Origin of the sequence: Streptomyces sp. SCSIO 75703, assembly GCF_036607905.1 — a bacterium.
GTDB lineage: Bacteria > Actinomycetota > Actinomycetes > Streptomycetales > Streptomycetaceae > Streptomyces.
Genome location: NZ_CP144555.1, coordinates 543,511 through 565,126, shown reverse-complemented (window position 1 = coordinate 565,126; position 21,616 = coordinate 543,511). Strand labels below are relative to the sequence as shown.

At 74.1% G+C, this 21,616-nt stretch carries 22 protein-coding genes, 1 tRNA gene and 1 pseudogene; 9 read left to right on the top strand and 15 right to left on the bottom strand.

Annotated elements, in window-relative coordinates:
- Nucleotides 1–61 precede the first annotated feature (61 nt).
- Nucleotides 62–1,321 (bottom strand): choice-of-anchor A family protein, encoded by a 1,260-nt coding sequence (locus VM636_RS02600; protein WP_338483101.1) that lies wholly within the window; start codon nucleotides 1,319–1,321, stop codon nucleotides 62–64.
- A 420-nt stretch (nucleotides 1,322–1,741) separates the two neighbouring features.
- On the opposite strand from VM636_RS02600, the gene VM636_RS02595 reads away from it, so the two are divergent.
- The 4 genes from VM636_RS02595 (at nucleotide 1,742) to VM636_RS02580 (ending at nucleotide 5,532) form a co-directional block, all read left to right on the top strand.
- Complete coding sequence (locus tag VM636_RS02595; protein ID WP_338483100.1) at nucleotides 1,742–2,881, top strand: LLM class flavin-dependent oxidoreductase; 1,140 nt, start codon at nucleotides 1,742–1,744, stop codon at nucleotides 2,879–2,881.
- 26 nt (nucleotides 2,882–2,907) lie between these two features.
- Nucleotides 2,908–3,414 (top strand): flavin reductase family protein, encoded by a 507-nt coding sequence (locus tag VM636_RS02590; protein ID WP_338483099.1) that lies wholly within the window; start codon nucleotides 2,908–2,910, stop codon nucleotides 3,412–3,414.
- On the top strand, nucleotides 3,411–3,974 hold the full coding sequence (locus tag VM636_RS02585; RefSeq protein WP_338483098.1) for an NAD(P)H-dependent oxidoreductase: 564 nt from the start codon (nucleotides 3,411–3,413) through the stop codon (nucleotides 3,972–3,974). The genes VM636_RS02590 and VM636_RS02585 overlap by 4 nt, the downstream gene beginning before the upstream one ends.
- 82 nt (nucleotides 3,975–4,056) lie before the next feature.
- Nucleotides 4,057–5,532 carry an aldehyde dehydrogenase family protein gene (locus tag VM636_RS02580; protein WP_051821403.1) on the top strand — a complete coding sequence of 492 codons (1,476 nt, stop codon included), beginning with the start codon at nucleotides 4,057–4,059 and terminating at the stop codon, nucleotides 5,530–5,532.
- A 129-nt stretch (nucleotides 5,533–5,661) separates the two neighbouring features.
- Here VM636_RS02580 and VM636_RS02575 read toward each other — a convergent pair whose 3' ends face one another.
- The 11 genes and pseudogenes from VM636_RS02575 to VM636_RS02525 all read right to left on the bottom strand — a co-directional run bounded on the left by VM636_RS02575 (nucleotide 5,662) and on the right by VM636_RS02525 (nucleotide 14,166).
- Nucleotides 5,662–6,669: an AraC family transcriptional regulator gene (locus VM636_RS02575; RefSeq protein ID WP_158786468.1), complete on the bottom strand. Its 1,008-nt coding sequence runs from the start codon at nucleotides 6,667–6,669 to the stop codon at nucleotides 5,662–5,664.
- A 216-nt stretch (nucleotides 6,670–6,885) separates the two neighbouring features.
- Nucleotides 6,886–7,680, bottom strand: coding sequence for an IclR family transcriptional regulator (locus VM636_RS02570; RefSeq protein WP_199809401.1), 795 nt, complete (start codon nucleotides 7,678–7,680; stop codon nucleotides 6,886–6,888).
- Nucleotides 7,681–7,866: 186 nt separating this feature from the next.
- Nucleotides 7,867–8,394, bottom strand: a complete 528-nt coding sequence (locus VM636_RS02565; protein WP_030421135.1) for an NUDIX hydrolase family protein — start codon at nucleotides 8,392–8,394, stop codon at nucleotides 7,867–7,869.
- An 80-nt stretch (nucleotides 8,395–8,474) separates the two neighbouring features.
- Entirely contained in the window at nucleotides 8,475–9,620 is a 1,146-nt protein-coding gene (locus VM636_RS02560; RefSeq protein ID WP_338483097.1) for an amidohydrolase family protein, read from the bottom strand.
- Nucleotides 9,605–9,768 (bottom strand): annotated as a pseudogene (locus VM636_RS02555) (glutamine synthetase); the annotation flags it as partial. The gene VM636_RS02560 and the pseudogene VM636_RS02555, both read right to left, overlap by 16 nt.
- A gap of 56 nt (nucleotides 9,769–9,824) precedes the next feature.
- Nucleotides 9,825–10,316, bottom strand: a complete 492-nt coding sequence (locus tag VM636_RS02550) for a hypothetical protein (RefSeq protein ID WP_338483096.1) — start codon at nucleotides 10,314–10,316, stop codon at nucleotides 9,825–9,827.
- A gap of 209 nt (nucleotides 10,317–10,525) precedes the next feature.
- Nucleotides 10,526–11,359, bottom strand: a complete 834-nt coding sequence (locus tag VM636_RS02545) for a hypothetical protein (RefSeq protein WP_053912865.1) — start codon at nucleotides 11,357–11,359, stop codon at nucleotides 10,526–10,528.
- A 256-nt stretch (nucleotides 11,360–11,615) separates the two neighbouring features.
- Nucleotides 11,616–12,266 carry an endonuclease gene (locus VM636_RS02540; protein ID WP_338483094.1) on the bottom strand — a complete coding sequence of 217 codons (651 nt, stop codon included), beginning with the start codon at nucleotides 12,264–12,266 and terminating at the stop codon, nucleotides 11,616–11,618.
- Nucleotides 12,263–12,601, bottom strand: coding sequence for a DUF3140 domain-containing protein (locus VM636_RS02535; protein WP_338483092.1), 339 nt, complete (start codon nucleotides 12,599–12,601; stop codon nucleotides 12,263–12,265). The genes VM636_RS02540 and VM636_RS02535 overlap by 4 nt, the downstream gene beginning before the upstream one ends.
- Nucleotides 12,598–13,083, bottom strand: coding sequence for a DNA starvation/stationary phase protection protein (locus tag VM636_RS02530; protein WP_030421141.1), 486 nt, complete (start codon nucleotides 13,081–13,083; stop codon nucleotides 12,598–12,600). The genes VM636_RS02535 and VM636_RS02530 overlap by 4 nt, the downstream gene beginning before the upstream one ends.
- 231 nt (nucleotides 13,084–13,314) lie before the next feature.
- The gene (locus VM636_RS02525; RefSeq protein WP_338483090.1) at nucleotides 13,315–14,166 is read right to left on the bottom strand and encodes a lysophospholipase; all 852 of its coding nucleotides are present in this window, start codon (nucleotides 14,164–14,166) and stop codon (nucleotides 13,315–13,317) included.
- Nucleotides 14,167–14,370: 204 nt separating this feature from the next.
- On the opposite strand from VM636_RS02525, the gene VM636_RS02520 reads away from it, so the two are divergent.
- The 3 genes from VM636_RS02520 to VM636_RS02510 all read left to right on the top strand — a co-directional run bounded on the left by VM636_RS02520 (nucleotide 14,371) and on the right by VM636_RS02510 (nucleotide 17,611).
- Nucleotides 14,371–15,558, top strand: coding sequence for a thiolase family protein (locus VM636_RS02520; protein WP_030421143.1), 1,188 nt, complete (start codon nucleotides 14,371–14,373; stop codon nucleotides 15,556–15,558).
- A 326-nt stretch (nucleotides 15,559–15,884) separates the two neighbouring features.
- Nucleotides 15,885–16,838 (top strand): sulfite exporter TauE/SafE family protein, encoded by a 954-nt coding sequence (locus VM636_RS02515; RefSeq protein ID WP_338483089.1) that lies wholly within the window; start codon nucleotides 15,885–15,887, stop codon nucleotides 16,836–16,838.
- A gap of 20 nt (nucleotides 16,839–16,858) precedes the next feature.
- Nucleotides 16,859–17,611, top strand: coding sequence for a cobalt-precorrin-6A reductase (locus VM636_RS02510; protein WP_338483087.1), 753 nt, complete (start codon nucleotides 16,859–16,861; stop codon nucleotides 17,609–17,611).
- Nucleotides 17,612–17,647: 36 nt separating this feature from the next.
- Here the strand turns inward: VM636_RS02510 and cobF are convergent, their stop codons facing one another.
- The gene (gene cobF / locus VM636_RS02505; RefSeq protein ID WP_338483085.1) at nucleotides 17,648–18,421 is read right to left on the bottom strand and encodes a precorrin-6A synthase (deacetylating); all 774 of its coding nucleotides are present in this window, start codon (nucleotides 18,419–18,421) and stop codon (nucleotides 17,648–17,650) included.
- A 57-nt stretch (nucleotides 18,422–18,478) separates the two neighbouring features.
- A complete protein-coding gene (locus VM636_RS02500) occupies nucleotides 18,479–18,994 on the bottom strand; it encodes a DUF309 domain-containing protein (protein ID WP_030421147.1) in 516 nt (171 codons plus the stop codon).
- A gap of 96 nt (nucleotides 18,995–19,090) precedes the next feature.
- Here VM636_RS02500 and VM636_RS02495 point away from each other — a divergent pair.
- Nucleotides 19,091–19,164 (top strand) — tRNA-Pro (locus VM636_RS02495).
- Nucleotides 19,165–19,450: 286 nt separating this feature from the next.
- On the opposite strand, the gene VM636_RS02490 is transcribed toward VM636_RS02495, so the two are convergent.
- Nucleotides 19,451–20,701 carry a helix-turn-helix transcriptional regulator gene (locus tag VM636_RS02490; protein ID WP_338483084.1) on the bottom strand — a complete coding sequence of 417 codons (1,251 nt, stop codon included), beginning with the start codon at nucleotides 20,699–20,701 and terminating at the stop codon, nucleotides 19,451–19,453.
- Between the two features lie 151 nt (nucleotides 20,702–20,852).
- Here VM636_RS02490 and VM636_RS02485 point away from each other — a divergent pair, with 151 nt between their 5' ends.
- Nucleotides 20,853–21,269 carry an ATP-binding protein gene (locus VM636_RS02485; protein ID WP_030421149.1) on the top strand — a complete coding sequence of 139 codons (417 nt, stop codon included), beginning with the start codon at nucleotides 20,853–20,855 and terminating at the stop codon, nucleotides 21,267–21,269.
- Nucleotides 21,270–21,616 lie beyond the last annotated feature (347 nt).

The following is a 21,616-nucleotide window of genomic DNA, read 5'->3' as shown; positions in this document are numbered from 1 at the left end:
CGGCGGGGAGACCACCGCCGCCCCGGGCCGGGGGCCTGTCGTACGACGGGCCCCTCAGGGGTCAGTTCCGGTTCGCGCGGCGCCGGGCGGCCAGGACGAGGCCGGTGCCGCCGGCGAGCACCGCGGCGGCGCCGACGGCCAGCGGCACCATGCCGCTGCTGCCGGTCGAGGCCAGGTCACCCTCGGCGACGGGGGTCGCGCTCCCGTCGGGAGCCGGGGTGTCCGGCGCGCCGGTGGGCGAGGGGGAGTCGGCGGAGGGAGTCGCGGGGGAGGACGTGGTCGCGGAGGGGGTGCTCGCGGGCGTGGTCTCGGCCGGCGGCGTGCCGGTGGGCGTGGCGCTCGGCTCCTGGGGGGCGGGCGGGGTGACGCCGGTCTCGGGGAGGCAGCCGCTGAAGGGGAAGTGGTGCGTCTCCGCGCCGCCCGACCCGTGCAGCGAGGCGACCCAGACGGAGCCGTTGACCGGTGCGGCGGTGCCCAGTTCCAGGTGGGCCCGGGGCGCGAGGACGCTGCCCGGCCAGGCCGCCTTGCTGCTCTTGGTGACCGTGCGGGCCTCGGGGAAGTTCCACAGGAGCTTGGCGCGCACCGCTCCGTCGGCGGCGCTCTGGAGCTTGTCGTCCAGGACGTAGGGGCCGCCGCCGGAGAGGAGGAAGCCGGTGGTGCCCCCCTTCGCCATGTCGTAGTCGGTGCCGCTGACGTTGACGACCGTGGTCGCCCCGGCGGGCACCTTCAGGTAGACCTCCTTCGCCGCCTCCAGTTGGGCCGCGGTCACGGAGAAGACGTTGCGCGTGGTGTCGTCGCCCGTGAGGGTGAGCGCGGAGCCGTTCGCGGTGACCGTGGTGCCCTCCGTGGCCGGCTCCTCGGCGAGGGCCGCGGAATAGGCGCGGAGCTTGGCGAACTCGCCCTCGAAGTCGATCAGGTCGGCCTGCTTGCGGAAGGTGCCGGCGTGCAGTTCGACGGGGCGGCCCCGGACCGCGCCACCGACCACGGCGTCGCCCTTCATCACCACCGTGGCGCCGTTGCCGCTGAGCAGGTCGCCCCGGACCACGAGTGCCGCCCGGCCGGGCAGCGCGGCGACCTCGCTCTCGGACAGTTCGTTGCCGACGCTGAAGCCGCGGCGGAAGTCGGCGTTGCCCCCGACGGCGACCGCGCCTTCCGCGTCGGGTGAGTGGACGTCGTCGCCGAGGACGAACTCGCCGTACTTGCCCGCGACGCCGAAGACGTCGGTGCAGACGGCCGGTGCGGCGGGAGCCGCGTGGGCGACGGGGGCCGCGAGGCCGAGGACGAGGGACCCGCCGAGCACGGCGGCCGCGGAAATACGCATGGGTGGGCTTCTCTCGCAACGGTGGATGTGAACGTTTTGTGAGGGCTGCGCCCATGCTTGCCTGACGGAAAATCATTGGTCAAGACCAATGGGTGACTTGTGAAGTACGCCCGGAGAAAACGGACTTTGTCCGCGTGTCGTGCCGATGGGTAGTCAGCCGACAGCCGTGCGTCCACTCCTGACAGGAAGTCAGTGGCGGCCGTTCTCCGCGCGCTCCCGGATTCGGCTGCCCGGTGCCCCGCGCCCGCGCGCGGGAGATGCCTTCCGGTGCCCGAGGTGACCGTTTCCCCGTGTTTCGTTTGTCGGCCTTCGGCCCTTCGTCCTGTGGATAGCCCCTTCCGTGCACACCCGCTTAGTTTGGCGTCACGAATTCCGCACCCCGCCGCACGCGGGGTCGCGGCGAAGCACACAGGAGAAGACATGACCACGACCGCCCCCGGGCTTTCCTACGAGGAACTCGTCGCGGCACGCCGTGCCAGCGGTGTCGCCATGTTCAACGACAACAAGATGAAGCTCGGGGTCTTCGGCTCGAACTGCAGCCACGGCCTGATGGCGACCCACGCCGAGTCGACCTACGAGCTTTCCTGGCAGCACACCCAGAAGATCGCCCAGATCGCGGACCGGCTCGGTTTCGAGGCGATGCTGCCGGTCGCCCGCTACCGGGGAATGGGCGGCGAGACCAACTTCAACGGCTCGAACTTCGAGACCCACACCTGGGCCGCCGGACTGGCGCAGGCGACCGAGAACATCATGGTGTTCTCGACCACCCACGTGCCGACCAAGAACCCCATCGTCGCGGCGAAGGAATCCGTCACCGTCGACCACATCTCCAACGGCCGCTTCGGTCTCAACATGACCATGGGCTGGTACAAGGCCGAGATGGAGATGTTCGGCGGCACGCAGCGCGAGCACGACGCGCGCTACCGCTACGGCTCCGAGTGGATCACCATCGCCAAGCGCATGTGGACCGAGGGCGAAGGCGTCGACTTCCAGGGCGAGTTCTTCGACATCAAGGACGCCTTCTCCGACCCCAAGCCGATCCAGCAGCCGTACCCGGTGCTCGTGAACGCCGGCAACTCGCCGCAGGGCCTGGAATTCTGCGCACGCGAATGCGACTTCAACTTCATCGCCTTCGCCGACCCGGACGAGGCGCGGGACACCGCCGCCCGGGTGCGTTCCATCGCCCATTCCCACAAGCGCGACCTGGGAATCCTCGGCTACGGCAACATCATCTGCCGTGACACCGAGAAGGAGACGAAGGCACTCCTCGACCACATCCTCGAAAAGGGTGACTGGGAGGTGGCCAAGATGGTCTCCAGCGGACTCGGCTCCGAAAGCGGTTCGTTCGACAAGATCAAGGCCCTCCAGGAGCGCTTCATCCTCGGCTACGGCGGATACCCGCTGATCGGCACGCCGGAACAGATCGTCGAGCAGTTGGCCGGCCTTTCCGAGGCCGGGATCGACGGCATGATGATCGGATTCCTCGACTACGTGGAGGAACTCCAGTACTTCGGCGAGCGCGTCCTGCCCCTGATGAAGGAAGCCGGCCTGCGGAGCTGACCGCGGCAGGGACAGGGAGGTCTGGAATGACGCATTCTTCCGGCACGGACGTGCGGGAATACAAGGCCGTTCTCGGTCACTTCTGCACCGGGGTCACCGTGGTGACGTCGATCGATCGCGGGGCTCCGGCCGGATTCACCTGCCAATCGTTCTCGGCGCTCTCCCTCGACCCGCCCCTGGTGCTGGTCTGCGTACGGAAGGAGTCGGCCACCTGGCCGGCGGTCAGGCGCTCGGGACGGTTCGCGGTGAGCGTGCTCGCCGCGCACCAGCAGGCGGTCGGCGACCGCTTCGCCCGCTCGGGCGTCGACCGGTTCGCCGGCGTCGACTGGCGGCCCTCACCGGCCGGGATGCCGCTCATCGACGGGGCCCTGGCCTGGATCGAGTGCGCGGTGTCCGAGGAGATCGACGCCGGTGACCACACCGTCGTGGTGGCCGCGGTCACCGCGCTGGAAGCCGGTACGGCCCGCGACCCGCTGCTGTTCTACCGCGGCAGGTACCTCGAACACGACCGGAGAGAAGCGGTGACCCGATGAGACTTGCGACCGTCTACGGAAGCCCCACCCCGCCCGGGAAGATGGCACGCGCCCTCGGGCTGATCGAGAGGGAGGTCCGCGAGCGGCACCCCGGCTGGAGCGTGGAGCGCCTCGCGCCCCGCGACCGCGTCGGCCCGGTGGTCGCCACCTGGGACGACGAGGCGGTCCGGCGGATCGGCGAGGCCGACGCCGTCGTCCTGGCCTCACCGGTCTACCGCGGATCGCTCACCGGCACCCTCAAGCTCCTGATCGACATGCTGCCCAACGAGGCGCTGCGCTCGAAGCCGGTGGGCATCCTCACCGTCGCCGCCGCGCCGCACCACTTCCTGTCGGCCGAGCGCCACCTGCGCGACATCCTCGGCTGGTTCGGCGCCCTCACCGCGCCCAACGGCGCCTTCTTCGTGGACACGGAGTTCCGCACGGACGACGTGTCCGACGACGTACGCGCCGCCCTGGGCGAGTTCACCGCGCAGGTGGTGACGCTCGCGGAACGTCTGGACGGCCGGGAGTTCGGCCCGGACCCGCTGACCGTCCGCTACGCGAAGAAGACCGCCGGATGAGGCGGCCGGGTGGTGCGGCACGGCTCGCCGCACCACCCGGCGACCGCCCGGCCCCTTGCGACCTGGAGAAAGAAGGAACGTCGTGACCAGTAACGTCGCCGAGGGTGCGCCCCTCGGCCAGGAGACGGGCCCCGCCCGGCACTACATCGGCGGAGAGTGGGTCGCCTCGGCCACCACCGGCGTCTCCCTCTCACCCGCCGACGGACGGACCCTCGGCACCTACTACGAGGTGGAGGAGTCCCAGGTACGGGACGCCATCAGGATCGCCCGGGACACCTTCGCCACCCACGCGTGGCGCACCGACCGCCAGTTGCGCGCCCGCGTGCTCAACGAGATGGCCGACCGCGTCGAGGCCGCGACCGACGAACTCGCGCACCTGCTCGCCGTGGAGAACGGCAAGATCCTTCCCGAGGCCGGCTTCGAACTGAGCCTGACGCCCTCCAAGCTGCGCTACTACGCGGCGCAGGCCCTCACCGACGCCGGCGGCGGCGGCCGGGTCCGCCCGGGGGTCTACTCCATCCTGCTCTCGGAGCCGGTGGGCGTCGCCGGGGTCATCGTCCCCTGGAACTCCCCGGTGGTGCTGTCCGTACGGTCCTTCGCCCCGGCCCTCGCGGCCGGCTGCACCGTGGTCATGAAGATGGCCGCGCAGACGGCGCTCGTGAACACCCGGCTCACCGAACTGCTCGCCGACTGCCCGTCGCTGCCCGCCGGGGTGCTCAACGTCTTCAACGAATCGGGCAGCGTGGGCGCGAAGACCCTGGTCTCCTCGCCCGACGTGGCCGCGCTCAGCTACACCGGCAGCACCGCCGTGGGCCGGCAGATCATGGCCGACGCCGGACCCACCCTGAAACGGCTCTCGCTCGAACTGGGCGGCAAGACCCCCATGATCGTCTTCGAGGACGCCGACCTCGACGCGGCCGTGGGCACGATCGTCGCCGGGATCACCACCTTCAGCGGCCAGTTCTGCATGACCGGCAGCCGCGTGCTCGTGCAGTCGTCGGTCGCCGACGAGGTGCGGACCCGGCTCGCCCAGGCCCTGAGCGCGGTCACGGTGGGGCCGGGCGACGCCCCGGACTCGCAGATGGGCCCGCTGATCGACATCGCCAGCCGGGACCGGCTGGAGGCGCTGATCGAGCAGTCGCTCGGCGACGCCGAGGTCATCGTGCCCGGTGGCCGCCCCGACGACGAGAGCCTCGCCCGGGGGGCGTACTTCCGCCCGGCGCTGCTCGGGGTGCGGGACACCGACTCGCCCCTCGTCCAGAAGGAACTCTTCGGCCCGGTCGCCACCTTCGAGACCTTCGACACGGAGGAGGAGGCGGTGCGCAAGGCCAACGCCACGGAGTACGGTCTCGCGGCCTCCGTCTGGACCGCCGACGGGGCGCGCGGGCTGCGCCTCGCCGACGCGCTGGAGGCGGGCACGGTGTGGACCAACGGCTGGGCCGTCGTCCTCGACCAGTTCGAGGAGGGCGGCTGCAAGCAGAGCGGCCTGGGCCGGCTGAACGGCAACCGCGCCGTGGCGGAGTTCCAGGAGTTCAAGCACATCGTCCAGGTGGTGTGAGCCCGCCGGACCCCGGCCTGACCGCCTGACCTGACGTATCGCACCCGAGGGCGCCCGCCCCGAATCCGCCGGCCGCGGTTCGGGGCCGGGCGCCCCGCGCGTACCGGGAGCGCCGGGCGGGGCCCGCCCTCAGGAGGCCCGGCTCCGGCGCAGCGTCTCCGACGGGGACTCCGCGTACACCGATTTGTAGAGCGAGGAGAACCGGCCCAGGTTGTGGAATCCGTGCGCGGAGGCGACCTCGGTGACCGTCGTCTCGGCCGAGCGCGGGTGCAGCAGTTCGTCGCGCACCCCGCGCAGCCTGAGGTCGCGCAGGTACTGCGAGGGGGTCCGGCCCAGGTGGTTGAGGAAGTGCAGTTGCAGGGTCCGGGCGCTCACCCCGGTCGCGGCGGCCACCTCGGCGGGGGTGGGGAAGTCCCCGGCGTGGTCGTGGATGTAGTCGAGGGCGCTCCTCAGCGTGCTCGGCCCGGGGGCGGGCTCGGTGCGCTGGAGCAGCGCCTGGTGCGGTCCGGAGGCGGCCATGAGGAGGTTGGTGAGGATCATGGACTCGAGCTGGCGGCGCGAGTCGGCGTTCCGCGCGAGGACCCCGTCCTCGTCCCACTCCGTCCGGACGAACTCGATGCAGCGCAGCAGGCCCCGGCCCGCCCGCGAGTCCAGGTCGACCACGAGGTCGAAGTCGATGGGGCCCCCGACCCGGGCGCGGGTCAGGGCGGCGAGGTGCCCCTCCAGGTCGGCCCGCGGGATCCGCAGGGCGAACTGGGCGGCGTCCGCGGCCCAGGCGATCGTCTGGGCGCGGTGCGGCAGCAGCATCGCCGCGTGGGCCATGCCCCGGGTCATGCCCCGGTCCCCGTTCTCCCGGGTGACCAGGCTGCTGCCGGCCAGCGTGATGTTGATGTGGTACCAGTGCTCGCTGGCCGGGAGGGCGATGTGCGCCTCGGTGCCGTAGGTGAGGTATCCGAGGGTCACGCCGCCGAGCTGCACGGCGTTGAGACGGGCGTCGAGCCCCTTGCGGTCCACCGGGGTGAGCGTGTGCGGCTCGTACACCTCGGCCACCACGTGCTGGGCGACGTCCACGTCACGCGTACGCAGCCGACCGTGCTGCCGGAGCGGTTCGGACGAGGGTGAGAACGACACGGACATCGGGACTCCCGGGCAGACGATCGGCATCCGGCAGGCGGGCTGCTGGTGGTGACTCCTGAAGGTGTGGTCGCTCGCCCGGCGGCGCGGGCGACGGCTCGGACGAGCCCGGCCGTGAGACCGGGCCCTCGACCTCTACAACGTACTCATCGCACGATTCGATCCCTTTCGCCCGCGGCTCCTGGCTCGGGGCGGTTCGTGCCGCTCCGTCCGCCGCGCTCAGCCCACCTCGGCCGGGGTGTCGTCCCGCCGGGCGGCGCCGGGCCCCACGAGGTCCCGGCGGGCCTCGCGGCAGATCCGCAGTAAGCCGTCGGCCAGCGCCTTCGCGTCGTCGGCGCCGGCGCGCACCGTGGGCAGGGCGACGGCCAGGGCGACATGGTGCCCGTCGACGAGGCCGACCGAGGCGCCCAGGGCGGTCACGCCGGGCTCGCTCTCGTCCTGGTTGAGGCCGAAGCCGTCACGGCGGACGGCGTCCAGTTCGCGGCGCAGCGCCGCGAGGTCGTGGACCCGTTCGCCGGGCAGGGGCGGCAGCCCGCCCGCGTGCAGCGCGTCGACGGCGTCCGGGTCCAGGTCGGCGAGCATGGCCTTGCCGCCGGAGGTGCGGTACGCGGGCATCCGCACGCCGATCCGCAGCCCCACCCGCAGCGACCGGACGCCCTCGACGCCGTCCAGGAACAGCACCTCGGTGCCGGTGCGCACCATGAGGTGGACCGTCTCGTTCGTCGCTCCATAGAGGCTCTCCAGGTACGGACGCATCCGGTCGGGCAGCGGTGGCACCTCGCGCGCCCCGGCCGCGTGCCACTGGGGGCCCGGCCGGTACACCCGGTCCTCGCCGCGTACGGCGAAACCCCGGTGGCACAGCGTGGCCAGCAGCCGGTGCGCCGTGGACGGCGCCACGGACAGTTCCCGCCCGGCCTCGGTCACGCTGAGCCGGCCGCGCTCCGCCAGCAGTGCCAGCAGGATCAGCGCGCGATCCACCGCCTCGACGCGGTAGGAGTTCGTATTCTGCTCCACGGAAGCAGAATAGGGAACCATTCCGTCACACGCAAAGATCCGTCGCGCTCGGTACGGCAGGGCGCACCGCGCCCGCACCCTGGCACGGAAGCGGAACGCGCGGTACCGGTCGCGGACACGGCGGAGCCCCGGCCGCGGAAGGTCCGCCGACCGGGGCTCCACCGGCACGGGCACGCGCCCGCCGGATCAGATCACGTTGCCCACATGGGCCAGGGCCTGCTTGAGCAGGACGCCGTGACCGCCCGGCATCTCGCTCTGCACCGCCGGGGACAGCGCCTCCCGCGGGGAGAACCAGACCAGGTCCAGCGCGTCCTGCCGGGGACGGCAGTCGCCGCTCACCGGGACGACGTAGGCCAGCGACACCGCGTGCTGCCGCGGATCGTGGAACGGGGTGACGCCGAGCGTGGGGAAGTATTCGGCCACCGTGAACGGCTGCAGCGAGGACGGCACCCGGGGCAGCGCCACCGGCCCCAGGTCCTTCTCCAGATGGCGCAGGAGCGCGTCCCGGACCCGCTCGTGGTGCAGGACCCGGCCGGAGACCAGCGTCCGGCTGACCGTCCCGTCGGGGCCGATCCGCAGCAGCAGGCCCACGCTGGTGACTTCGCCGCTGTCGTCCACACGTACGGGCACGGCCTCGACGTACAGGATCGGCATCCGGGCGCGGGCCATCTCGAGCTCGTCGGTCGGCAGCCAGCCGGGCGTGGTTTCGGTCATGTCAGCCATCGCTTGATCATACTTTCAGCGTCTCGTTCTTCCTGGGCGTCGCCACGGGACTGTGACCGTCCCCACGTCGCTCAGCCGTCGTCGGTGCTCTCCCCGGGCAGGCGGTAGACCCGCCGCGCGTTGTCCCGTCCCGTCCAACGCGCGATGCGCACCGCGTCCGCCGCGGACAGTTCGTCGGCGTCCACCCGGGCCCGCAGCAGACCCGCCAGCCCGCGCCGGAAGGCCAGGGCGCCGAGGTGGTGGAACTCGGCCGGACCGTAGGCGCCGGAGCCGTAGAGCAGCTTGCGGAACGGGGTGATCTCCAGCGCCTCCGCGAGGACCGCGCCCGCCCGCGCCGGCCCCACGTGGTGCAGGGTGAGGCCGACGTCGAGGTGGACCCGCTCGAAGACCACCGACAGGTACGCCGCCTGGCGCTGGTAGGGCCAGCAGCGCATCAGCAGCACCGGCACCGTCCCCGCCGTCAGCCGCAGCCAGTCGGTCAGCAGCGCGGGGTCCGAGCGGTGCAGGCGCAGGCCGCCGTCGCCGAACCCGGTGTGCAACTGGAGCGGCAGCCCCAGTTCCACCGCCGTCCACAGCAGGTGCCGCACCAGGACCGGCTCGTCCAGCCGGCCGCCGCGCGCCAGCCAGCGCCCGGCCGCCTCGGTCACCTCCGCCTTCCCCGGCCAGGACGGGTCCAGATCGAGACCGGTGCGGTACGCGGCGACCGACCTCACGGCCACCACGCCCGGCCGCCGCACCGCCTTCCACACCGCCGCGCGGAACGCCTCGCCGTACGCGTCCGCCTCCACACCGGCGGCGGCCACCGCCTCCGCCACCGCCTCCAGCCGCACCACCTCGTACGTCTCCGCGCCCGACGCCGCCGCCAGCTCCGCGGGCGTGGTCACGCGGTGCGGGGCGTGCCCCGTGTCCACGCAGAACGTGCCCACGCGCGCCGCGCGCAGGAAGCGCCGGTTCACCTCCTCCGGCCCCAGCGCGGCCCGCCGCGCCAGGTACACGTCGGCCGGCGCGTGGCGCGGCAGGTCCAGCAGCGGCGCGCAGTGCCGGCGCACGGAGATCCCGGCCGGGGTGTCGAACGGGGAGGCGTCCGGCCACGCCCCGCCCTCGGTCAGCAGGGACGCGAAGCCCTCCGGGTCCAGCGCGCGGGTGACGGCCCCGTGGCAGTGGTGGTCCACCAGCCCCAGGCCGTCCAGCGTCTCCTCCACGACGTCGGCGGCCATCTCAGGACACCCGGCCGAGGCCGGCCGTGTCCACGGAGGCGGGGACGAGGCCGTGCACGCCGTGGCCGGAGAGTTCGCCGCCGAGCGCGGTCGGCCGCTCGACGTCGCCGGGGCGCCCGCCCGGCACGGGGTGGGCAAGGGTGGTCATGTCGTCCTCCTGGACGAGGTGCGGCCCGGGGCGGATGCGGCCGGGCGCGGCACGGGTCAGTGCGTCGCGGCCACCGCGCGGGACCGCGGTACGGCCGCCGCGGCGTCGCTCCGCGGACGCCGCGCCGGGCGGGGGAGGGGGCCCGGCGCGAGCGGTCCGGGCCGGCCGGGGAACGCGGCCGTGCGGGTACGGCCGCGGGGGAGGGGCGGGGGTGTGGCGTACGCGGTCCCGTACGCCGCCGGTATCCGCCCTGCCGAGCCGCCCGCCTCGGCGTGGTGCGGGGGGCGCGGCGGGAGGACGAGCCCGCCCGGTGCCCGTACGGCCCGCCCGGCGGTGGGGCGGCGCAGCGCCGGGGCCGGGGCACCGTGGCCGGTGATCCCGGGGCCGGTCGCGTGGGCGTCCGCGCTGTCGACCTGGTGCCGCCGGATGCGCGCGGGGTGGGTGAGCGTGGTGCCGATGCCCCCGGAGCCGGTGCCCGGGATGCCGTCCGACGGGGCGCGGCTCCCGCCGCGCGCGGGCCGGTGCCCCGGGGTGCGGCTCTCGCTCACGTGTCGGCTCCTTCGCGCGCCAGTGGTCTCGACGCGCTCATTGTGCCGCCGGGTGACCGGGCTGTCCGGGTTTCGGCGGAGCTCCACCCGACGGGGTGGGCGGGGAGCGGGGCAGTGGCCCGGAGGAGAGCGGCGTGGCGGGGAGTGGCGCGGTGGGCTCCACTAGGCGTGCCGTCCGGTGTGGATCACGCCGGATCAGCACGTAAGACCTAGTCGGTGGGGGGATGCGGGGAGGGGGTGCGGCCGGCCAGGACGGTCTGGAGGCGTTCGGTGCCCTGCCGGGCGGCCTGTCGGACGGAGTCGCTCTCGCCGCCGTCGAGGCCGCCGCCGGTGACGACGACGGCGTCCGTGCCGACCCGGACGACGGCGACGTCCAGGGTGAGCGTGGTCGGCGTGCCCGCGGAGGTGCCCCGCACGGCGACGTGCACGCCCTGGCGGGCGTCGCCGACGTCCGGCACGGAGGACTCGGTCACCTGGACGGTCCGCTCCCCGCCCGAGGAACCGGTCGCGGTGAACTGGTCGCACGCGCCGGGCAGGGAGCCGAGCCACTTCAGCGCGTCGTCCAGCTTGCCGCGGTCGTGGGCGGCGACCTGTTCGAGCAGCCGGGACTCGCCCTGCTCGAAGCCGGTCACCGCGGACGGCCCGGACGGCTTGCCGAGCAGGTCCTGCGCGAAGAGGCCGTCGAGCAGTCGCTGGCAGTCGGCCGCCTGGGACTTGGCGGTGAGGAAGTCGGCCACGTCGACCTTGCCGACGAGCATGGTGTCCCGCCACTTGTCCGCGTCCGGCACCTGGTTCCACTGGTCCTCGACGTCGCCCTCGGTGATGAGGGCCGCCTTCGCCCCGGCCTCGGTGAGGGTGGCCGGGCTCGGGGACGTACCGGTGACCGGCTCGGCGGCCTCGCGGGCGGCGGCGGTACCGGCCCGCTCGGCGGCGTCCGCGGCGGCCGGGCCGCCGTCCTGCGAGCAGGCCGCCGTGGTCAGCAGCGCGCCCGCCGCCAGTGCGGAGGCGAACAGGCGTGCGGGGCGGGTCGGACGACGGCTCATCGCGGGTGCCTCCCGGGGATGCGACACGGTCTTCCCAGCGCACCACCGTGGGGCGGAGGTCACCAGCGCGGCCGGGCGGTCGGGTGACGGGTGCCGGCGGCCCGACACGCCGGGGCCACGTCCGCCGGGCCGGCGACACGCCGAGCCGCGACACACCGAGCCGTGGCACACCGCGTCGGCGACACGCCGACTCGGCGCGTCGCCGGGCCGTGTGCCGACACACCGTCCCCACCGCGTGCGCCCCGCCCGGGGCCGTTCAGCGCGCGGCGCCCGCCAGGGACTCCCGCGCGACCTCCTTGTCCACCGCCGCCCGCACCAGCGCGGCGGCGAGGACGGCCGGGTCGGTGTCCCCGGCCAGGGCGGCCAGGCGCCGGGGGTCCTCCGGCAGGTCCAGGCGGCCGGCGCCCTGGAGGGCCTTGCGGTCCAGGTACGGTGCCACGTCCGGCCAGACCCGCTGGGCCTCGCGCAGGAAGATGTCCGCGCCGGTCGGCCCCATGCCGGGGAACTCCTGGAGCAGCCGGCGCAGCGCGGACACGTCGCCGTCCGCCTCCTCGCGCAGCCGTCGCAGGTCGCCGCCCCAGCGGTCGTCGAGGAGCCGGGCGGCGTCGCCGAGCTGGGTGGCGGTGCGCTCGTCGTAGCGCCGGTAGCCGCCGCGGCCCAGCGCGTCGACCCGCTCCTGCCAGTCGGCGTCCGCCATGCGACGCGGGTCGCTCAGCCTGGCCTCGTGCAGGGAGCGCGCCGTGGCCACCGCGATCGAGCCGCGGATGCGGGCGCTGAGCAGGTGGGCGAGGACCAGCAGGCGGTACAGCGGCTGCGGGGTGTCCTTGAGCCGGATGCCCGCCTCCTCGGCGTACGTCCCACCGTGCGTGCGCAGCAGTTCCCGGACGACGTCCTCGGCGCGGGTCACGGCTGCGGCTTCAGCGGATCGTGGCCGATGGTCATCAGCCGGTGCCTGCGGCGGGTGTCCTCGGACTCCGGTTCGTTCTCCAGGTCGGCCTGGGTGGTGACCGTGTCCACGACCCGCCACATCACGCGCAGGTCGTCCTCGGTGAGGTCCATGCGCCGCTTCTGCAGGATGGCGAGGACGTGCTGCCCGGTGGGCGAACCGGCCTCGTCGGGCAGCGGTTCCACCTCTTCCCGCGAGTCGCGCACCCGCAGCCAGGAGGCGAGTTCCGCCGAGGTCATGTTGACCACGTGGTGGAAGTCCTCCCACAGCGCGTCCAGCTCGAGGGCGTCGGTCATGCGGTGCCTCCCGGACCGTTCTCGGCGACGAACATCCAGCGCTGCTTCTCCAGCTCCGCCGTGATGGTGATCAGCAGGTCCTGGGTGACCGGGTCCGGCTCGTCGGTGGCCGCGATCCGCTCGCGCAGCCGGGCGATCGCCGTGTCCAGGGCGTCGACCATGGCGGCCACGACATCGTCGTCGCGCACCCAGCCGTCCTTGGGACCGCCCAGCGAGTACGCCGACGCGACGGTCTCCGGCCGTCCGTCCGGCGGTACGCCCAGGGCGGACGCGCGCTCGGCGACCGTGTCGGCGAAGGACCTGGCCGCGGCGACCACCTCGTCCAACTGCAGGTGGATCGAACGGAAGCGCGGGCCCACGATGTTCCAGTGCGCCTGCTTCCCGATCAGGGAGAGCCCGAGAAGATCCACGAGCGTGCTCTGCAACGCGTCTCCGGTGACCTGGCGGGCCGACTCGGGAATCGTGCTCTTCACGACAGTCATACGGTGCTGCTCCTCGCGGCGTCGGTGGGGTGCTCGGTCGGCTGCGGGGCGGCGGCGCGGTGCGGCACGTCCGCCCCACGCTGCGGCGGGTGCCCCGGCCCCCACCCGGCAAACACCGGCGCGGAGCGGCGTCCGTACCCGGTGAGACCCGTCGCCCCCGGCCCGCACCGGCCGCGTGCGCCGCCCGCCCTTCCCGGACCCGGCGGGCGGGGTGCCCTCCCCGGCGGGGGATCAGCGGCCCGAGCCGCCGCGGTCCGCCCCGGCGAGGGCGCCGTCCAGGAACCGCGTCAGCTCCGTGAACGCCGCCGCCTTGCCCCATTCCTGGAACACCTCGTGCCGGGCGCCCGGCACGATCCGCTCGGTGACGGTGGCGCCGAGCCCCTCGACGCCGGGCCGGCTGCCGGAGAGCGGCACCAGGCGGTCCTCCTCGCCGTGGAACCACAGCACCGGGAGTCCGCCCAGGCCGGGGCCGTTCGCCACGGCCTCCAGGGTCCGGACGAACGCCTCCAGCGTCGGCCGCTTCATCGGACCGTGCCACACCAGCGGGTCCGCCGCGTACGCCGCGCCGACCTCCGGATCACGGGACAGCGCGGCCGGACCGACCGGCGTGTCGGGGATCTCCGCCAGGGCGAGCAGCCGGCGCGGCAGCGCCCAGTCGCCGAGGACCGGCCCGGACAGCACCAGCGCCGTGGCCTCGCCCGGGTGGAGCTGGGCGTACCGGGAGGCGATCAGCCCGCCCATCGAGTGCCCCACCAGCACCAGGGGCAGCCCCGGGTGGGCGGCACGCGCGAACAGCGCCGCCGCGTGCACGTCGGCGACCACGTCCTCGAAGTCCTCGATCAGCACCCGCTCGCCCGCCGACCGGCCGTGCCCGAGGTGGTCGGGGGCCAGGACGGCCGCGCCGTGCGCCGCGAGGACCCCGGCGAGTCCCGCGTGCCGGCCGGCGTGCTCCCCGTAGCCGTGCACCAGGAGGGCCACGTACCGGGGTCGGGCGGGAGCGGGCCACTCGTGGACGGCGAGCCGCCCGCGGGTTCCGTTCAGGACGTGCTCGCGGGTCGGGACGTGCTCGCGGGCGTCGGCCATGGGGGTGTCCTCCGGCGGGGTCGGGCGGGTCGTCCGGGATCTGCCGAGACGTCCGGGGATCTTCCCAGGGGGCGGCCCGGCGGTCTATAGTCCAAAACTAGCAGTGCTAGTTAGGGGTCGGGGAAGACCGGCCCCGCCGCGTGGAGCCCGGACGGGCGGCGGTGTGCCGCCCGCAGGCCCAGCGACGACGGTCAGGAGTCCCTCGTGCGTCCCGTCCATTTCGCAGCCGCCCGCCGCACCCCGATCGGCAAGCTCCGCGGCGCCCTCTCCACCGTGCGGCCCGACGACCTCGCCGCCGCCGTCGTCCGGGACCTGGTCGCCGGCGTGCCCGCGCTCGACCCGGCCCGCATCGACGACGTGTACTGGGGCGCCGCCAACCAGGCCGGCGAGGACAACCGCAACGTCGCCCGCATGGCCGCCCTCCTGGCCGGCCTGCCCGACTCCGTGCCCGGCGCCACCGTCAACCGCCTCTGCGCCTCCGGCCTGGAGGCCGTGACCACCGCCGCCCGCACCATCGCCGCCGGTGAGGCCGACATCGTGCTCGCGGGCGGCTCCGAGTCGATGAGCCGCGCCCCCTTCGTGCTGCCCCGCCCCGACGACGCCCTGCCGCACCGCATGGAGACCGCCGACACCCGGCTCGGCTGGCGGCTGGTCAACCCGGCGATGAGGGACCTGCACGGCGTCCTCTCCATGGGCGAGACCGCCGAGGAGGTCGCCGAGCGGTACGGCATCGTCCGCGAACGCCAGGACGAGTTCGCCCTGCGCAGCCACCAGCGCGCCGCGGAGGCGCGGAAGAACGGCCACTTCGACGCCGAGATCCTGCCCGTGGAACGGCCCGACGGCGTGATCGTCGACACCGACGAGTGCGTCCGCGAGGACACCTCGCTGGAGAAGCTGGCCCGGCTGAAGCCGGTCTTCCGCGCCGGCGGCACGGTCACCGCGGGCAACGCCTCCCCGATGAACGACGGCGCCGCAGGCCTGCTCCTCGTCAGCGAGGACGCCCTCGAAGAGCTTGGCCTGGAGTCCCTGGGCCGCTACGTCGCCGGCGGTTCGGCGGGCGTCCACCCCGACGTGATGGGCATCGGCCCCGTCCCCGCCACCCGCAAGGTGCTCGCCCGCGCCGGCTGGAGCGTCGAGGACGTCGTGGAGGCGGAGTTCAACGAGGCGTTCGCCGCTCAGGCCCTGGCCTGCGTCGACCAGTTGGGCTTCGACCCGGACCTGGTCAACCCGACCGGCGGCGCGATCGCGCTGGGCCACCCCCTCGGCGGCTCGGGCGCCCGCATCCTCACCACCCTGCTCCACCGCATGCGGCGTACGGGCGGCGCCCGCGGGCTCGCCACGATGTGCGTCGGCGTGGGGCAGGGAAGCGCGGTGCTCGTCGAGCGGGTGTGAGCGGGTGTCAGCGGGTGTGGACGGAGCCGCCGGGCCGTGTGTCCGGTAGGCGGGGCGGGGCGCCGGCGTGTGCCTCGCCCGTCGGCCGGGCGGGGTGCCCGGGGCGGCACGAGCGGCGGTGGGATCTCGTCCCTTCCCCGCACGGTCGCGCCCCGGATCGGCCGTGAGCGGTGCGGTCGCCCCCGGCGCGGTCGCCCCGCCGGCCGCGCCTTGTGGGAGCCGCCCCCGTACGGCCGCGCCCCGGGCGTCGCGGGGGCTGTGGCCAGGACCATCAGGCGAGACGGTCCTGACGGCCCGGGCCGGATGTGCCTACCATGCGTCTCCGCATGGACACGATGACACTCTGGCACCTCACCGGCTGGGAATTCGCCGCCCTCGCCTTCGCCGCCCTCCTCGTCGGCTTCTCCAAGACCGCCGTGAGCGGCGCCAACACGGTCAGCCTGGCGATCTTCGCGGCGGTGCTCCCGGCCCGCGCCTCCACCGGCATCCTGTTGCCGGTCCTGATCGCGGGCGACCTCCTGGCCGTCGCCACCTACCGGCGGCACGCCCACTGGCCCACCCTGTGGCGGCTCTTCCCCGCGGTCGGCGCGGGGGTCGTCCTTGGCACCCTCTTCCTGATGTGGGCGGACGACGCGATCGTCCGGACGTCGATCGGCGCGATCCTCCTGCTGATGGCGGCGGTCACGGTGTGGCGCCGCCGCGGGACGGAGCCGGCGGCGCGCCCCGCGGACGAGCCGGCCACCGAGGCTCCCGCCGGCTCCGGGGCCGGTCCCGACAGCCCCATCAGCCCCAGCAACGTGGACCCTGTCGGCCCCAGCCGCCCCGTGAACCCCACCGGCCCCACCGGCCCCACCGGTCCCGGTCCCACCGGTTCCGGGGACGGCACCGACTCCACCCGTCCCGCGGATCCCGCGACCTCCCGTTCCGCCCGCCTCACGGCCCGCTCGTACGGCGTCCTCGGCGGGTTCACCACCATGGTCGCCAACGCGGGCGGGCCGGTGATGTCGCTGTACCTGCTCTCCGCGGGCTTCCGGAAGCTGGGGTTCCTCGGTACCTCCGCCTTCTTCTTCCTGATCGTCAACGTTTCCAAGCTGCCGTTCAGCGCGGGCCTCGGCCTGATCGACGGCCGCTCGCTGCTCCTTGACGCCGCGCTCGTGGTGTTCGTGGTCCCCGGCGCGTTTCTCGGCAAATGGGCTGTGAGCCGCATCAACCAGCGTCTCTTCGAGCAACTGGTGATCGGCGCCACCGTCCTCGGGGGCCTCCAGCTCCTGCTCCGCTGACGACCCGTACGCTCGACGCCATGCCCCCGCACGTGCTGATCCTCGGCGGCACCACCGAGGCCCGCCGCCTCGCCGCCGCGCTGGCGGACCGTCCCGGGGTCCGCGTCACCACCTCCCTCGCGGGCCGCGTCGGCACACCGGCCCCCCTTCCGGGCGAGGTACGCGTCGGCGGCTTCGGCGGCGCGGACGGACTCGCCGCCTGGCTCCGCGACCGGCACGTCGACGCCCTGGTCGACGCCACCCACCCCTTCGCCGCGGCCATCACCGCGCACGCGAGCGCCGCCACGGCGGCCACCGGCGTCCCGGCCGTGATCCTGCGCCGCCGCGGGTGGCGCCCCGGCCCCGGCGACCACTGGCACTTCGCCGGCTCCCTCGCGGACGCCGCCGCGCTGCTGCCCGCACTGGGCCGCCGGGTCTTCCTCACCACCGGCCGCCTGGGCCTGGCCGCCTTCGCCCACCTGGACGACGCGCACTTCCTGGTCCGCTCGGTGGAGCCCCCCGCTCCGCCGCTGCCGCGCCACACGGAGACCCTGCTCGCCCGCGGCCCCTTCGACGTGGCCGGCGAGACCGGCCTGTTGCGCGCCCACCGCATCGACGTCCTGGTCACCAAGGACAGCGGCGGGGAGGCCACCGCGGCCAAACTCACCGCGGCCCGCGCCCTCGCCCTGCCGGTCGTCGTCGTCCGCAGGCCCCCGCCGCCCCCGGGCGCCCCCGTGGTCCGCGACGTCCCGGCCGCGCTGGAGTACCTGGAACCCTTCCTGGGCGGGCCCTGACACGCCGCGGGTGCCGGGGTGCCGGGATGCCCGCCGTCAGCCGTCGCCGGGATTGCGGCGCAGCAGGTACGTGTCCATGATCCAGCCCTTGCGCTCCCGCGCCTCGGCACGCAGCCGCTCGATCCGGGGCGCCGCCTCCGCGATCGGGCCCGAGACGAGGATCTCGTCCGGGGTGCCCAGGTAGGCGCCCCAGTAGATGTCGATGTCCTGGTCCGCGTAGCGCCGGAACGCCTGGTGCGCGTCGAGCATCACCACCACGTCGTCCACCCCCTCGGGCAGCCCCTCGGCCAGCCGCCGCCCGGTGGTGATCTGCACCGGCCGCGCCACCCGGTTCAGCCCGGTCCGGTGCCGGGCGACGAGCGAGGAGACGCTGCTGATGCCCGGCACCACGTCGTACGCGAACTCCACCCCGCCGCGCTCCAGGACCTCCTCCAGGATGCCCAGCGTGCTGTCGTACAGCGCCGGATCGCCCCACACCAGGAACGCCCCACTGCCGTCCTCGCCCAACTCGCCGGCGATCAGCCGCTCGTACAGGTCCGCCCGCGCGCTGCGCCAGTCGCCGACGGCCGGCGAGTACGCGGCGCCCCCCGCGGCCCGGTCCCGCTCGGGGTCGCGCACCTCGACCACGCGGTACGTCCCCTCCGGGACGTGCGTCTCCAGCATGTCCCGGCGCAGCCGCACCAGGTCCGCCTTCGCCTCGCCCTTGTCCAGGACGAAGAACACGTCCGTGCTCCGCAGCGCGCGTACCGCCTGGAGGGTCAGTTGTTCGGGGTCGCCCGCGCCGATACCGATGACATGAATCTTCCGCACGCCCCGAGTCTGCCGTACGCCGCCGACGCCGCCCGGGGCGGGCCGCCCCACCGGCCGTCAGCCCCGCAGCCGGGGCGCCCGCGCGCCCGCGTCCACCGCCTCACCGGCCTCGACGACCCCCGCGAGATCCCGCGCCCACCGCGCGACGCCGTCGAGGTCCATCCCGTACGGGCGCTGCCGCTCCGCGCCGGAGCCGGCCCACTCCGTCACGGCCCCGGCGCCGCGTCGCAGCAGCCGGGCCCCGCCGACCGCGTTGCCGCGCGCCGCGTGTGTGAGGCCGACGGCGAGCTGGGCGAGCCCCCGCCACAGCTCCCGCTCGTCCGGAGGGCCGGACTTCCAGGCGTCCTCGAAGACCTCGTGCGCGTGGAACGGCTTGCCCTCGTCCAGCAGGAGCTGCGCCTCGGCCACCGTCCGCTCGGGGGGCCGCACCACGCCCTCGGGCTGCCGGGCGACGCCGTCGGCGCCGTACGGCAGCGGGCGCCCGAGCCCGTCCCGGGGCCGCGCGTTGCGCGCCCGCCCCTCGTCGTCGCGGTCCCGCGGGTGCACCGGCCGGTTCGAGGATGAGCTGTCCATGCCCCGATTGTCCCGCCCGGCGCCCGCTTAGGCGCCACGGGGGGTGTGGGGTAAAGTGCTGTCCGCGTGATCGCGCGGTCCACCCGCCGCACGCACCGGGACGTGGCGCAGCTTGGTAGCGCACTTGACTGGGGGTCAAGGGGTCGCAGGTTCAAATCCTGTCGTCCCGACGGTGCAGAAACAGGTCAGAGGGGCCCTTCGGGGCCCCTCTTGATCGTTTCTGGAGACGCCGTCGCACAATTTGTCACGCACGCGGTTGCTTACGGTCACCCGAGCAGTTTGGCCCCCTCTCCGAGGCCCAACCGGCAACGTCTGCGGGTCGTTCCGTCGCACCTTCGGTGCGCTCATGCTGGGCATCAGCTTGTGTGCCTCGCGCCGGGACTTGTCCGTTTTCCACGGCCCACCCAGGTGGTCCACGAGTACGTATCCGCTCCCGCCGAACGCCCGGGCATATTCCTATGCAAGCAACAAGTGCCCGAAGTCGGCCAGCACTTCGTTCACCTCGGGTACGTCCTCGTACTCCTTCAACCGGTGCAGGACCGTCCGGGCCCGCTCCGCCGTGCGTTCCGAAGAGAGATCTCCAGACATGTCAATGACGCGGCGGGCCTGTTCGGCAGCCTGCTCGGGCTCGTTCGCGTCGGCCAGCGCTACGGCGAGCCACGAGCGGTACAGCGCGACCTCCCGGGCGTGCGCGGCGTCGTAGCGTCCCAGCACGTCCTGGAGCAGCGGCACCGCGCGCAGCGGGCGGCGCAACTCGGTGAACACCCGGGCGTCCATGACCTCCAGCTCCTCGCGGTTCACCCAGTAGGCCCACGTCGGCGCGGGAGGTCCGTCGGTGGTGTCCAGGGCGGCGTGTGCCTGCCCAAGCGCCCGCAGTGCCGGTTGCGTCTCTCCGGCGCGCGTGTGCGCCCACGCCACGCGGTCCAGGAACAGGGCGCGGGTTGCGGCCGGAGCGTCCGGCCCCGCCTCCGTAACGGCTGCCTTCGCCAGCTCCAGCCCCTGCCGCTCTTGACCCGTGTTCGTCAGGTGGTAGCCGAGACTGCCCGCGAGCTGTGCCACCAGCGGCGCGTCCCCGGCCTGGCGGGCGGCCGAGAGCCCGAGCCGGTAGGCGTGCTCCGCGTCCTCACCCCGACCGGCGTCTGAGGCGATCCATCCGGCGATCTGCCCCAACTCCCCGATCTGCACCAGCAAGCCGCGCCCCGTCTCATCGGAGTGCTCGGACTCGCGGTACAGGCGGACGGCGGCACACAGCTCACGGAAAGCGGGGGCGATCAGGTCCCCGCCGGACAGCACATCGTCCGCGAGTCGCAGGCCGTGCACGCGAGCTGCCAAACCGTCCACGGTGGTTGCGCCGATCCGGCGGCCACAGGGGGCCGTCAGCGGCTCCAGCGCATCTCCGTCGGGCAGCAGGTACGCGAGGGTGGCCGCGACCCCGGGAAGGGTGACCTGAGTGTCCCCCCGGGCGTACGCGGCGGCTTGCTCCAGCTCGTGCAACGGCACCCCGAGCACCTGGGCAAAGGTGGGCAGCCACACGTCCGGGATGCGCTCGCCACGCTCCCACCGGGAGACCTCGTTCCGCGTGATCGACTGGGCCCCCGACACGGCGCACAGCACGGCGGCGAACTGCCGCTGCGAGCGGCCGGAGTGCCGCCGCAGACCGGCGAGGTAGGCGCCGAACTCACGGCGTCGCTCGGTGGTGTCGTTCATGGTGACCCCCTTCGGTATCCAGTGTGGCCCCTCCCTGGCCCCCTGGTTGGCTCCTCCGCCTGATCACGCCCCCCGGTTACCTGAACGCGAAGCGCCCCGGCGACCGCGCGAACGGCCCCGGGGCTGGCCGATCTGGAGGAAGCAGACCGACATGCCGCAACCTGCAACCCAGGCCCGCCCGACCGGGCACCCCGGGTATCGCGAGACCCTGCCGCGCGAGCCTGGGAGCGCCGCCACCGCGCGTCGTCTGGTCCGCGTCGCCCTGTCTGCCTGGGGCCTGGAGGAACTGGCCGACGACGCGGCCCTGATCGTCTCCGAACTGGTGGCGAACGCCGTGCAGCATGCCCGGCGGGACTCCATCCGGATCACGATCGAACGGCCCGAGGCGCATCGGGTGCGCGTCGCCGTCGTCGACTGCTCCCGGCGGCACCCCGTACTCCGGGACGCGGGTCCCGAGAACGAGAGCGGGCGTGGCCTCGCACTCGTGGAGGAGCTGGCGGCGGACTGGGGTACCGACCCGCTGCCGTGGGGCAAGCAGGTGTGGGCGGACCTGGAGGGGCGCGGGTGACCACGGGGGAGCTGCCCGGCCGCAGCATGGCCCGAGCCCACCTGTCGCAGTTGATCGAGATGTTCGGTACGGACGGGTGGCTACAGGTGAGCACGACGTCGGCGTCCGGCACAGCCGAAGGAGCCTCGGACGTTGCTCCCGGTGATGACGCCGAGGAGGACGCCGGGCAGACCTGACTGCTCCGCAGGACGGCGAAGCCCCCGCCGGTGAACCTCACCGAGCCCGGCTTCGCCGTCCCACGGCCGTCAGCGGCCCCGGCCCGCTCCGTTGTCGGTTCCTCGACGAGTCGACCGGGCCACCACGGCGCTGCGTGAACGGCCGGCCGCCGCATCAGCTCCGGGGACCGT